Annotated in this window: 8 protein-coding genes and 1 CRISPR repeat array; of the genes, 7 read left to right on the top strand and 1 reads right to left on the bottom strand. The window is 37.0% G+C overall.

The window, feature by feature from the left end:
* The first annotated feature begins 7 nt into the window (after nucleotides 1-7).
* Genes cas5b through cas2 form a run of 5 tightly spaced genes read left to right on the top strand, consistent with a single transcriptional unit; the run spans nucleotide 8 to nucleotide 4791 of the window.
* Nucleotides 8-745 carry a type I-B CRISPR-associated protein Cas5b gene (gene cas5b / locus CEF22_RS14850; protein WP_100403465.1) on the top strand — a complete coding sequence of 246 codons (738 nt, stop codon included), beginning with the start codon at nucleotides 8-10 and terminating at the stop codon, nucleotides 743-745.
* A gap of 50 nt (nucleotides 746-795) precedes the next feature.
* Complete coding sequence (locus CEF22_RS14845) at nucleotides 796-3012, top strand: CRISPR-associated helicase/endonuclease Cas3 (protein WP_100403464.1); 2217 nt, start codon at nucleotides 796-798, stop codon at nucleotides 3010-3012.
* A gap of 11 nt (nucleotides 3013-3023) precedes the next feature.
* Nucleotides 3024-3536, top strand: coding sequence for a CRISPR-associated protein Cas4 (gene cas4, locus CEF22_RS14840; protein ID WP_100403463.1), 513 nt, complete (start codon nucleotides 3024-3026; stop codon nucleotides 3534-3536).
* Nucleotide 3537: 1 nt separating this feature from the next.
* Entirely contained in the window at nucleotides 3538-4524 is a 987-nt protein-coding gene (gene cas1b / locus CEF22_RS14835) for a type I-B CRISPR-associated endonuclease Cas1b (RefSeq protein WP_100403462.1), read from the top strand.
* A gap of 3 nt (nucleotides 4525-4527) precedes the next feature.
* A complete protein-coding gene (cas2, locus tag CEF22_RS14830; RefSeq protein WP_100403461.1) occupies nucleotides 4528-4791 on the top strand; it encodes a CRISPR-associated endonuclease Cas2 in 264 nt (87 codons plus the stop codon).
* 183 nt (nucleotides 4792-4974) lie between these two features.
* A CRISPR array of direct repeats spans nucleotides 4975-8317; the repeat unit is 29 nt; unit sequence GTTTTATCTCAACTATGTGGAATGTAAAT.
* Between the two features lie 251 nt (nucleotides 8318-8568).
* On the opposite strand, the gene CEF22_RS14825 is transcribed toward cas2, so the two are convergent.
* The gene (locus CEF22_RS14825) at nucleotides 8569-10656 is read right to left on the bottom strand and encodes a sensor domain-containing protein (protein ID WP_100403460.1); all 2088 of its coding nucleotides are present in this window, start codon (nucleotides 10654-10656) and stop codon (nucleotides 8569-8571) included.
* 229 nt (nucleotides 10657-10885) lie between these two features.
* Between CEF22_RS14825 and CEF22_RS14820 the strand changes: the two genes are divergently transcribed.
* Together CEF22_RS14820 and acsA are read left to right on the top strand one after the other, a co-directional pair.
* Complete coding sequence (locus CEF22_RS14820) at nucleotides 10886-11845, top strand: lysozyme inhibitor LprI family protein (RefSeq protein WP_100403459.1); 960 nt, start codon at nucleotides 10886-10888, stop codon at nucleotides 11843-11845.
* 152 nt (nucleotides 11846-11997) lie between these two features.
* Nucleotides 11998-13722, top strand: a complete 1725-nt coding sequence (gene acsA / locus CEF22_RS14815) for an acetate--CoA ligase (protein ID WP_100403458.1) — start codon at nucleotides 11998-12000, stop codon at nucleotides 13720-13722.
* Nucleotides 13723-13771 lie beyond the last annotated feature (49 nt).

The following is a 13771-nucleotide window of genomic DNA, read 5'->3' as shown; positions in this document are numbered from 1 at the left end:
TGATGAAGTGAAAGGGATTCGGATCGAAGCTTATCAAAATCTAGTAAACTATCGAAAGCCAGCTAGTTTTCAATTGAAAGAAACATTTCCACTTCCACCATACTCAACTGTGATTGGTATGATACATGCCGCCTGTGAATTTACTAGTTATGTGCCGATGAAAGTGAGTGTCCAAGGTCGATATCATTCAAAGGTGAATGATTTATGGACACGTTACGAGTTTGCTGGTAACTCATTTGAAGAAGGCAGACACCAAGTGAAAGTAAGTGACGAAAGTGGAAAGATATACGGTATTACACGTGGAGTCGCTACAGCTGAACTGCTTGTAGATGTAGAGTTAGTGATTCATGTTGTGCCAGAGGATGAGTCGTTAGTGGCCATTATTAAGGAAGCGATGCGATCACCACAGGAGTTTTTATCCCTAGGTCGTCGGGAAGACTTGCTACAAATCACGAATATTAAAGAAGTGGAGATTGAAGAAGGAGAAATTGAAGACGATCAGTTATTTCACTTTGATATCTATGTGCCACAATCTGCGATAGAGGAAGAACAATCTTATAAGTTGTTGGGAACGTCTTACTTGCTGAATAAAACCTATCAATTGATAGAGTTATCAAAAGGGAAAGTCATTCGGCAATGGGAGAAAATCAATGCTTTTCATATACCAGCTTCTAATACAAATAGTTTATATGCAGACTCGATTCTAGATTTAGATGAAGATGGTTTTGTTGTGTTTTTAGTATGAGTTAAAAAGAATGGGAGAAATTCCATTCTTTTTTTAGAAAGGAGAAAAATATGTTTGATCGACTATTAGCCAAATCAGAAAAAGGAAATCAAAAAGAAGAAACGATCATGGAACATACAAATGAGCTACTTAAGCGCCATACTCAATTGAAAGAATTATATCCTCATATTCTCTCGGATAGTGAATGGAACGCACTGTATAAAGCTTGCTATTACCATGATCTTGGTAAAGCTAATACAAAATTTCAAAATAAAATTCGCAAAAAAGAAGAACAAATCATTGATCCACTTCCTGATCTTCCGGAGATCTCACATGGCTATTTAAGTGCAGCCTTTTTATCGAAAAAAGAGCTAGCAAAAGAGTTGACGAATGATGAAATTGGCACGTTATATAAAGCGGTATTTTACCATCATGAACGTGAGGATGATTTAGTAGAAGTAAGAAAAAAGATTCTTGAAAATGATGTTTCACAATATATTGATAGCTTAAAAGCTCAAGGTTTTGAAGTTGATAACATTAAAACAAATTACGCTCGCTACCTCAATAAAGCGGAGTTAAGAGGAGAAAGTCTTCATCAATTTATCAAAATAAAGGGTCTGTTGAATAAACTAGACTTTGCGGCTAGCGCCCATGTAGAAGCAGAAATTTCACATGATGGTTTAGTGCAACATTTGAATAATTTTATGCAGGAAAAGGGTTTTTTACGAAATGAATTACAACAATATTTGTATGAGAAGCAAGATCAAAATCATGTTGTGATCGCATCAACAGGTATTGGGAAAACAGAAGCTGCTCTGTGCTGGATTGGTGATTCAAAAGGAATATTTACTTTGCCATTAAAGGTATCTATCAATGCAATTTATGATCGGATGAAAGAGGATTTAAAATACGAACCAGTCGGTCTTCTTCATAGTGATACATTGTCTGAATATTTGCAGCGCGCAACGGAAGATGAATCATTCAATCCTGTATTAGTTACACAAACGAGACAATTATCTTATCCGCTGACAATTTGTACAATCGATCAGTTAATTGATTTTGTTGCAATGTATCCGGGTTTTGAAATGAAACTTGCTGTGCTTTCTTATAGCAAATTAGTGATCGATGAAATTCAAATGTATAGTCCTAGACTCGCTGCCTTTATCGTTTTAGGATTGAAAAAGATTGTAGACATGGGTGGACAGTTTACTATTTTAACCGCTACATTTCCACCTTTATTGAGTGAACAAATGCGTCAAATGGGGATTCCGTTTGAACAAAGAGAAGAACCTTTTCTAAAGAAAGATGAAAATGGTCAAACGATTGTTCGACATTTTATGGAAGTTCGCGAAAAAGATTTAACAATAGAGGATATTATTCAAAACGGTGTAGATCAAAAGGTATTAGTGATTGTAAATACCGTAACAAAAGCTCAAAAACTATATGATGATTTTAAAGTCATAGGTATAAACCCTCAATTGCTACATAGTCGATTTATCCAAACAGATCGAGCGAAAAAAGAACAGGATATTTTGGAGATGGGAAAACACAGTAATGATAGTACCGGAGTTTGGATCACTACCCAGGTTGTAGAAGCGAGTGTCGATATTGATTTTGATGTATTGTTTACAGAACTATCTGAAGCCTCGGGTTTATTCCAAAGAATGGGTCGTGTCTACCGAAAGCGATCTTATGATCAAAACAAACCTAATGTTTTTGTTTATACAGGTGAAGATTTGCCTTCTGGTATTTCAAGGACGAGTAAAAAATCAGTTGTCGATGCAACAATTTTTGAACGATCAAAAGAAGAATTATTACCTTATAGTGGTGAGTTTGTGACGGAAGAAGACAAAATGGATATTGTAGAGAAGATTTATACGATGAAGAGCTTAGAGAACTCTAATTATTTAAGAGAGTTTCGGAATACGATCAATGATTTCGGAAACTTGTTAGCTTATGAACTAGATTCTAAACCAAGACTTCGTGATATTGATAATCAAAACATCATTCCATACAGCGTCTATGAAGAAAATGAACAGCAAATTCTTGCTCTTCAAAGTATTTTAAACGAGAAAAATCCATGGCAAGAAAAAGTAAAAGCTTCGACGGAGTTGAAAAAATATGTTGTGGCGATTCCAACATGGGCATATAAGAATGCACAGAAACAGAAGTTGATAGGTTTAGTAATACGAGCGGGAGGTTATCAAATTTATCCGGTGATTCACTTTAAATACTCCCAAGCTATGGGTCTTACGTATTCGATTGATGAAGATAGTCAATTTATGTAGGAGTGAGAAGTATGGAGCAAATTGAAGATATTAAAGTAACAGGTTTGCAAATCCAATATTACCATGTATGTAAGCGGAAACTCTGGTTATCAAGTCATCAAATATCATTTGAAGATGAGTATGATGTTGTATTGCAAGGAAAGATGCTTCATGAAACCTCCTATCAACGAGCGAAAATGAAAGAGGTAATGGTCGATGATTTTATCAAAATTGATATGCTCAATTCGGAATATGTAGGAGAAGTCAAATCAAGCAGCAAAATGGAGGAGGCAGATCGAGCGCAATTGCTTTATTATTTGTACGTGCTTTTTCAAATGGGAGTAGAAAGAAAAGGAAAAATTCATTATCCAAAGGAAAAACGTGTAGAGGAAATAGAGCTAACACCTCAACATGTAAGTAAAATAGAAAGTTGGCTTGAGGATATTAAGAAGATTATTTCCGCAGCTTTTCCTCCTAAAAAAGAGAAATATCCTTATTGTACGAAATGTGCTTATTATCAATTTTGTTGGGTAGGTGAAGAATAAATTGAAAAATTTATACTTATTTAATAATGGACGCTTACAAAGAAAAGACTCAACGATTTATTTCATACAAGAGGATGGAAGTAAAAAAGTCGTACCGATCGAGCAAGTAGAAAATTTGCATATTTTCAGTGAAATGGACTTTAATACATCTTTCTTCAACTTGTTAAATCAAAAAAATGTCAGTATGCATTTTTATAATCATTATGGATATTATTCTGGAAGCTATACTCCACGAAAAAAGAAGGTATCTGGATATGTTGATGTATTACAAGGGGAGCATGTATCTGATTTAGGAAAACGATTATATATCGCTCAGCAATTTGTATATAGTGCTATGCATCACATGCTCAGAAATTTACGGCGTCACAAAGAACAGACACAACCAGCTATTGATCAAATTATAGAATTAAGAAAATTAATTCCAACTGCCCAAGATATTCAAACACTAATGGGGATTGAAGGAAGTGCTAGGTCAGTATATTATCAGAGTTTTAATGGGATTATTAAATATGAAGATTTTAAGTTTGTGAAGCGCGAAAAGCGACCACCAACTGATCCTATTAATGCCCTGATCTCATTTGGAAATAGTTTGATGTATACATCTGTTCTGTCGGAAATATACAAAACGCAAATAAACCCGACGATTAGTTTTTTACATGAACCATCAGCAAGAAGATTTTCACTATCACTTGATATTGCTGAAATTTTTAAACCATTAATTATGGATGCTCTCATTTTTCACTTGATCAACAATAGAATGATTCAATTGCAGCATTTTGAATATGTTGAGGAAAAAATTTGTTTGTTGAATGAACAAGGAAGAAAATTGTTTATTTCAGAGTATGAAAAGCGGATGAGGCAGACGATCAAACATCGAAAGTTGAATCGTCAAACATCTTATAGATATTTAATTCGATTAGAGTGCTACAAGCTAATTAAGCATTTTTTGAGAGATGAAGATTATAAAGCATTGAAAGCATGGTGGTGAGATATGTTTGTCATTGTTTCCTATGATGTGGATGTGAAAAGAGTAGCAAAAGTGCATAAAATATTAAAAAAATACTTAACATGGACACAAAATTCTGTATTTGAAGGAGAGATTACAGAAGGGAAATTAAAGCAGTGTATGGCTGAAATTGTAGAGAAGGCAGATCAAGAATTCGATTCTATTTATGTTTATCGAGTAGCCAATCCTAATCATATAAAAAAAGTGGTATATGGGGTTGAAAAAGATTTCGAATCAATGTTTTTATAATTTGCAGTAAAGCTCTTTTTTGGTGAAACGTGCTTGAACCCTTGGCCCCATTGACTTTCAAGCCTATTTGTCGAAGGTGTGCGATTCATGACTGCGGCTTTACGGCAATTTATGTTAAAATAGACTTAGTGAATCACTTACAAACCCTTGATATAAGTGCTTTTTTAAAACGACCAAGTGAGGGTTTTATCTCAACTATGTGGAATGTAAATCTTAATGCAGTCACAGCATCCGCCACCGTTTTAACGTTTTATCTCAACTATGTGGAATGTAAATCTTGAAAGCGCGAAATCGGACAATGAATTTGGACATCGTTTTATCTCAACTATGTGGAATGTAAATTCTTATCGTTGGATGATCTTACAGTATGGTGTTCCGTTTTATCTCAACTATGTGGAATGTAAATGGAGTTACTAGGTTTTTAAAGTAAAGGGTAAAATGCGTTTTATCTCAACTATGTGGAATGTAAATTCTTTTAATTCGTTAATCGCCTTTTCAAATTCAGCGTTTTATCTCAACTATGTGGAATGTAAATTTATTATTTCTTTTGTTTTCTCATGTCGTAAAACCGTTTTATCTCAACTATGTGGAATGTAAATTGGCTTCTCTATATCTATATCTACATTAGTATCATCATCGTTTTATCTCAACTATGTGGAATGTAAATATGATTACGACGATAAAAAAATCATGGAGTTTATAAAGTTTTATCTCAACTATGTGGAATGTAAATTTATGATTTAGGAAACGGACCACTTCGATAAGCTCCGTTTTATCTCAACTATGTGGAATGTAAATGGAGTAGCGGAGTTATTAACAGAGCGTGGATTAGAGTTTTATCTCAACTATGTGGAATGTAAATAAACGTCTCGTAACTTACAACCATCATCCCGATAGAGTTTTATATCAACTATGTGGAATGTAAATGTAGTTGATGCTGATAATTAGTACAGCTCCACCGATATAGTTTTATCTCAACTATGTGGAATGTAAATAAACGTCTCGTAACTTACAACCATCATCCCGATAGAGTTTTATCTCAACTATGTGGAATGTAAATGTAGTTGATGCTGATAATTAGTAAAGATCCACCGATATAGTTTTATCTCAACTATGTGGAATGTAAATGGTTTAGCTAGTGCATCTACTGGCACGAGCATCAGCGTTTTATCTCAACTATGTGGAATGTAAATGGTTTAGCTAGTGCATCTACTGGCACGAGCATCAGCGTTTTATCTCAACTATGTGGAATGTAAATCATCATTCATGCTAGACGTTACACTATCGCCAACGGTTTTATCTCAACTATGTGGAATGTAAATCATCATTCATGCTAGACGTTACACTATCGCCAACGGTTTTATCTCAACTATGTGGAATGTAAATAACGACAGTACACAGACAATCACTTATCCTTCAACGTTTTATCTCAACTATGTGGAATGTAAATACTAACGAATGAAAATCCTGTTCTTCTTCGCTTGTGTTTTATCTCAACTATGTGGAATGTAAATAACGACAGTAAAAAGACAATCACTTATCCTTCACCGTTTTATCTCAACTATGTGGAATGTAAATACTAACGAATGAAAATCCTGTTCTTCTTCGCTTGTGTTTTATCTCAACTATGTGGAATGTAAATCTTAATTTCGCTGGCATAATGTTCTCCATTTTTACAGTTTTATCTCAACTATGTGGAATGTAAATATTGGCTTTAACACTAAATCTTGCTGTTACTGTTTGTTTTATCTCAACTATGTGGAATGTAAATACGTCATCTATACAGCATGGGAAACTACACGCAGCAGTTTTATCTCAACTATGTGGAATGTAAATATGAAGACTCTTTGGACAAATTCACCTATATTGATGGTTTTATCTCAACTATGTGGAATGTAAATACCCCGACTAAAATAATTAATAAAAATCAAAAATAGGTTTTATCTCAACTATGTGGAATGTAAATTTGTTTTCTTCGATGAATTGATTGAACACTTCATCGTTTTATCTCAACTATGTGGAATGTAAATACAAACATACCGTCTTCGTCAAACATTTCATTTTCGTGTTTTATCTCAACTATGTGGAATGTAAATTTTCCTTTTTGTAATATAGCAACCTGTATTTGCCGCCGTTTTATCTCAACTATGTGGAATGTAAATATGTCTTCGCTAGGGTTCCACTCCCGATGAATATCAGTTTTATCTCAACTATGTGGAATGTAAATCTAAAAATATTCGCGGTCAAATCGCTTACGAGAAAAGTTTTATCTCAACTATGTGGAATGTAAATTCTCAAACTGGTGGTAAAGTCATATTTTCGGGAACGTTTTATCTCAACTATGTGGAATGTAAATTGGGAAAGTATCGTCTGTACGAACTTTTAAGCAAGTTTTATCTCAACTATGTGGAATGTAAATCTAATGTTTTCACACTCTTTAGATCGATCACGCTATTGTTTTATCTCAACTATGTGGAATGTAAATGTTTGCGTGCATCGCTCACATAATCCATGTTGACAGTTTTATCTCAACTATGTGGAATGTAAATCGCATATTCTGAGATCGGCATCAACCGACCTCCAAGTTTTATCTCAACTATGTGGAATGTAAATGGATTTTACCTTCTTGCTCGATGTTGGGCAAGCTTTCGTTTTATCTCAACTATGTGGAATGTAAATTTCACAAATATCAATAAGTTTTTAACTAGTCTAACGTTTTATCTCAACTATGTGGAATGTAAATAGAATCGGTCATGATTAAAGATATTAGCGGCATAGAGTTTTATCTCAACTATGTGGAATGTAAATCATAATGCTATTGTTTTCTTGAGCTTTCTCAAACAAGTTTTATCTCAACTATGTGGAATGTAAATTGAAACGGATCGGGAATATCGGCCACGTCTTAAAACGTTTTATCTCAACTATGTGGAATGTAAATTTATCTGTACTTATATAAGTTGCATAAGTCGTTGAAGTTTTATCTCAACTATGTGGAATGTAAATAGTTTTACCAAGACCCGAACGGGCCGGTAACCAACGGTTTTATCTCAACTATGTGGAATGTAAATTCAAATGTTACCCAAGCGTTTGGTTGTAATTCGCTAGCGTTTTATCTCAACTATGTGGAATGTAAATCTCAATACTAAGTACTCACCTTTATTATTTATAAAATGTTTTATCTCAACTATGTGGAATGTAAATTATCAAGCGCATGAAGCCTTTTCTGGCACGTACTCCAGTTTTATCTCAACTATGTGGAATGTAAATAACAACACCAAGGCGCTTGAACTTCTCTTGCATTTCCGTTTTATCTCAACTATGTGTAATGTAAATTGTCTCCCCTAACCAAACTATCCAAGCAGGTCAACGGTTTTATCTCAACTATGTGGAATGTAAATACTATGGTAAAGGTGATTATCAGCGGATTTATAACGTTTTATCTCAACTATGTGGAATGTAAATCTACTATTGACGTTTTATTCACTGTCAATAATGTCGTTTTATCTCAACTATGTGGAATGTAAATGTTGGCGGTACTGGTGTCGTGGTTGGAGTGGACGAGTTTTATCTCAACTATGTGGATATAAAGAAGGTTATGCAAGCTAGTGTCTGCCAATAGAGTTTTTACATTCAGATACTTTGCTTTCCTTAAAATTTTGTATTCTTTTCCGAAACAAAAATCGATCATGTATGGGGGCGGTGTTGTCTAAAGCTTCTTCACCCCACACCAAAAAAGAGACAGCCCACGCTATCTCTTTTTTTCATCATCTTCTTATTCTACTTCCCAACACTTGCACACATTCTCTGCTCCAAGTAAGCTTCAAAGTCTTCACTGCATAGCGGCCTGCTAAATAAATATCCTTGTCCCTCGATGCAGCCGTCTTCGATGAGGATTTGGAGTTGGTCGGCGGTTTCGACTCCTTCTGCGATGACGTTTAGGCTTAGGGCGTGGACGAGAGTGAGCATGGCTTTGACGATGGCCCGGCTTTCTTTGTTTTCATGGATGTCTCGGATGAAGGAGGCATCGATTTTTAGTGTGTTGATTGGCAGTTCTTTTAAGTAGCTGAAGGAACTGTAGCCAGTGCCGAAGTCATCGATGGATATCGATATGCCTAAGTTTTGTAGTTGTTGTAAGACGAGTATGGCGTCATCGATATTGATAAAGATGCTTTCGGTGACTTCGATTTCAAATAGCTTTGGCTCAAGGCCCGTTTCTTGTAATATGGCTTGGACTCTTTGGACAAAGTCTGGTTGTTCTAGTTGGTAAGGTGATACGTTGACAGATAGCTTGAGTGAACATCCAAGGTCATTCCATTTTTTGGCTTGTTGGCAGCTTTGGCGCATGACCCATTCACCAAGTGGCAAGATGAGGCCAGATTCTTCTGCAAGTGGAATGAATTCTGCTGGAGAGATTCTTCCGAGTTCCGGATGATTCCAGCGAACGAGCGCCTCCATGCCGACGGTTTCTTTTGTTGTAAGGTCTAGTTTCGGTTGATAATCCAGATGGAATTGGTTATCTGTTAGGGCTTTTTTTAAGGCGTTTTCTTTCAGGATTCGGTCGATAGACTGTCGCTCCATTTCTTGATCAAAAAAGGCGCAATCGTTTCGGTTATTGTTTTTCACTTTATATAATGCCATGTCTGCATGAGTGAGTAAGGTGCCAGCTTCTTTTCCACTTTCTGGAAAAGTGGCAATCCCAATGCTACATGACATTGTATAGTGTTGATCGAATACTTTGATTGGTCGATTTAAATTCGCTCGAATTCGTTCAGCCACTCGTTGGACTTCCTCTTGATTGGCTATATTTTTTAATAAAATCGTAAATTCATCGCCACCATGTCGAGCGATGATATCCCCATCCCGGACGCTATTTTTAATTCGCATAGCAGCTTCGACTAAGACAAAATCACCTTTATCATGTCCGCCTGAGTCATTGATGTTTTTAAAGTGATCAAGGTCGATGATCAATACGGCAAGTGAGCGACCATTTTTTTTCACTACTTCGATTTCATTGTAGAGCGAGTTCATAAAGTATCTTCTATTAGGCAGATTTGTTAATGGATCGTGATAAGCGAGATGACGGATGAGCTCATCTGACTTTTTTCGATCTGTTGTATCGCGTGTGACAACGACAAAATGTTGGATCGTATCAGCGTTGTCGTAAATTGGATTTAAGTTCGTTTCCGCATTTATATACGATCCATCTGCTTTTTTAAATCGAAATTCAAGCTTTGATGATGTTTGTTTTTTTTGAGCGATGTTTTTCAATTCGGTTAAGACTCTCTCTTTATCCTCATCGTGAACCCAATTTAAGAAAGTTTGTGACTGTAAAAGAGATAGGTCATATCCGAGTAAGTTTTCGTGTGAAGGGGATAAGTAATGAAAATGCCCCTCCACATTGATAATCGCAATGAGGTCGGAGGAATATTCGGTAATGAGTCGATATTTTTCCTCCATTGATTTACGGGCTGTTATATCGTTACGGATCGATACGTATTGATAAGGAAGATCTTTCTCATCTAGAAATGGAACGATCGTCGTATCTACCCAATAGAACGAACCATCTTTCGCTCTATTTCGAATTTCTCCCTTCCAGATACGACCTGAGCTGATCGTTTTCCACATTGTTTGGAAAAAGGTTGGGGGATGGAAGCTAGAGTTTAATATATTATGATTTTTCCCAATTAATTCTTCGCGGCTATATTTAGAAATGTGACAAAATTGATCGTTGACATAAAAGATGTTTCCTCGCTTGTCTGTCATGGCAACAATTGAGGATTGATCTAGTGCATATTGGATATCAATCAGCTCTTTTTTCATCTTTTTAAACAATTCATCGTCAGAGCCAATATTACTGTGAATCATTTTGTATCCTCCTATAAGTTTGACTAGTTATTTATATAAAGTTGGGTAACATGATTTTTACAAAAAATTAATTTGTATTTACCTTTTTTACAATAAATATACCACAATTAAGGAATTTTTTAATGTGTTCGTTTGCATAAAATAGAAATTTCTTTGAAAAGTAGGAAATGATAATATATAGATAGAGTTTTTAGATGATTAAATGATCAGTTTAAGGGGGAGAGCCTAGATGAAGAGATTATCAGTGATGGTGTTATCTATCATGCTGTTAACCGGTTGCGGTGATAGTCTTTATGACGAGTCAATGAAGCAGGGAAAGTTAGCGATGGCGAATGGTGAGTTTGCTAAAGCGAAGGCATCATTTGAGCTCGCATTAGATGAAAAACCAGATGACCCTGAAGCTTCAGGAGTTTATGAGCAATTAGTTGTGTATGAAAATGTTCAAAAGGAGATTGAAAATGGTCAATGGGATGAGGCGTTAACGAAAGTCGAGGCCTTAAAGAAAGCACAGAATATCGAAAAAAGCTTAAAGCAATCATTTGATGAATTAGTAAACATGGCCGAAAACGGGAAAGAAAATGAACGTGTTGTTTCAGAAAAAGTAGAAACGATTAAAGGACTAGTGAGTGAAAAAAACTATGAAGCGGCTCAAAAATTGATCGATGAAATGAAACAGAGTGAACAGTTGAAGGTTGCTTATCAGCTTTTTTCTAATGAAGTCGATCAGGTGTCATCAGAGATTCAGTCAGGTATTCAGCAGCAAGCAGAAGCGGAAAAGGAAGTAGCGGTTCGAGAAGCTGAAGCTGTCAAACGAAAAGCTGAGAATGAAAGTAGAAAAGTAGAGTATTATTCAAAGTTAGATCAGATTGAGATGGGGATGGCAGATTTAGAATACATATATGAACAGGGTACGACCGTGGAAGTGAGAGAGGCGGAATCGGAGCGGTATAAACGTTGGGATGACGCATTGAATGAAATATATGGTGTATTGAAGAAGCAGCTACCATCTAATGAAATGGAACAATTACGTAAGGCGCAGCGTAAATGGGTCACGTATCGAGATGAATCAGCAGAGAGTGCGGCGGCTAGTTATGAAGGTGGATCATGGGCATCTGTACAATACGTTAGTACACAAGCTGAATTAACGAAACAAAGGTGTTACGAGCTTGTAGATCGATACATGAAATGATAGGGATGGAGATGACAGGGTGAAAGAACTTTATCTTTCATCCTATTTCTTTTTTAAAAAAAAGCAAAAAAATATTTTGAAAATTTACTCATTTTTGTTGTATAATAATTTTAATAAATACAAACTGTTATATAACATAGGGGGTTTTACAGATGGGAGGAACGACTTTTTCGAAGGAGTTAGCGCCAGTTTTGGAGAATGCAAATTTGCAAGATTATGAGCAAGCAGTACATCAGGCAGATTGGAGGAAGGTGGCTGAGCATTTCACTTGGTTTCAAACAGGGAATGTAAACATGGTATATGAAGCGATTGACCGTCATGTAAAAGAAGGGAAAGCGGAGAAAACCGCTTTGTTTTTTACCGATGGGAATCGGGAGGAGCAGTATACATATCAGCAGATTCAAGAACAGTCTTGCCGCTTTGCGAATGGTTTGAAGTCACTCGGTGTGGAGAAAGGTGATCGCGTCTTTATCTTTATGCCGCGTAGTCCAGAGCTGTACTTTTCTCTACTAGGTATTGTGAGAATGGGTGCGATTGCTGGGCCGCTGTTTGAGGCGTTTATGGAGGAAGCGGTGAAGGATCGTTTGGAGGATAGTGGGGCGAAGGTGGTTGTCACGACACCGCAACTATTAGAACGTATTCCTGTCAATCAATTGCCGAATTTAGAGAAAGTGATTTTAGTCGGATCAGATGAGAAGACAGCGGACTACATCGTACCTTTCAATGAGCTAATGAGCGTTTCAGATGAGTACATCATCGAGTGGGTGGAACGTGAGGATGGTATGCTGCTGCATTATACTTCTGGTTCAACTGGCAAGCCGAAAGGGGTACTGCAAGTTCATGATGCAATGCTTCATCAATATGTTGCGGGCAAATGGGTATATGATCTTCATGAGGATGATATTTTTTGGTGTACGGCAGACCCCGGTTGGGTGACAGGAACATCCGCTGGGATTTGGTCACCTTGGCTGAATGGGGTCACAAATGTATTGCGTGGCGGTCGATTTAAAGCGGAAGATTGGTTTGCAACGCTTGAAAAGTATGGGGTGTCAGTCTGGTTTAGTGCACCAACTGCTTTCCGGTTATTAATGGCGAGCGGAAATGAAATGCCAAAAGCGTATGACCTTTCAAAGTTGCGTCATATTTTATCAGCGGGTGAGCCACTCAATCCAGAGGTGATTCGTTGGGGACTAGAAACATTAGAGTTGCGCATTCATGACAACTGGTGGATGACGGAGACAGGCTCATCGATTTGTGCCAATTTCCGCTGTAATACAATCCGTCCGGGTTCCATGGGAAAACCACTACCGGGAATTGAAATGACGATCATTGATGATGACGGTCAAGAATTACTGCCAAACCGCATGGGAAACTTGGCCATTAAGCCACAATGGCCAGCGATGATGCGTCAAGTATGGAACAACAGGGAGAAATATGAAAGCTATTTCTTAAACGGCTGGTTTGTCACAGGTGATTCTGCCTATAAAGATGAAGAGGGTTATTTCTGGTTTGAAGGGCGTGTCGATGATGTTATTAACACATCTGGTGAACATGTGGGACCATTTGAAGTTGAAAGTAAGTTAGTCGAGCACCCGGCTGTAGCTGAAGCTGGAGTCATCGGTGTACCAGACCCGCTTCGTGGCGAAGTGATTAAAGCATTTATCACGTTGCGACCAGACTATGCAGAAAGCCCGGAATTACTTGAAGAGATTCGTCAGTTCGTTAAAACTCGCTTAGCCGCTCATGCCGCGCCAAGACAATTTGAGGTTCGTGATACGATGCCAAAAACTCGCTCAGGTAAAATTATGCGCCGTGTATTAAAAGCGTGGGAACTTGGCTTGCCGACAGGGGACTTGTCTACTATGGAAGATGATTGATAGAGAAAGGGTGCTGATTCAGTAAACCGGGTGTGCGACTCAGTAAAAA

The organism is Bacillus sp. FJAT-42315, from assembly GCF_002797375.1.
Taxonomy (GTDB): domain Bacteria; phylum Bacillota; class Bacilli; order Bacillales; family Domibacillaceae; genus Bacillus_CE.
The sequence above is the reverse complement of the archived record's forward strand: the minus strand, read 5'-3'. Positions and strand labels throughout refer to the sequence as shown.

Bases quoted from the DNA above. Each gene is read 5' to 3' on its own strand.
- CEF22_RS14845 (WP_100403464.1), top strand. From the start codon at position 796: ATGTTTGATCGACTATTAGCCAAATCAGAAAAAGGAAATCAAAAAGAA.
- cas4 (WP_100403463.1), top strand. From the start codon at position 3,024: ATGGAGCAAATTGAAGATATTAAAGTAACAGGTTTGCAAATCCAATAT.
- cas2 (WP_100403461.1), top strand. From the start codon at position 4,528: ATGTTTGTCATTGTTTCCTATGATGTGGATGTGAAAAGAGTAGCAAAA.
- CEF22_RS14825 (WP_100403460.1), bottom strand. From the start codon at position 10,656: ATGATTCACAGTAATATTGGCTCTGACGATGAATTGTTTAAAAAGATG.
- CEF22_RS14820 (WP_100403459.1), top strand. From the start codon at position 10,886: ATGAAGAGATTATCAGTGATGGTGTTATCTATCATGCTGTTAACCGGT.
- acsA (WP_100403458.1), top strand. From the start codon at position 11,998: ATGGGAGGAACGACTTTTTCGAAGGAGTTAGCGCCAGTTTTGGAGAAT.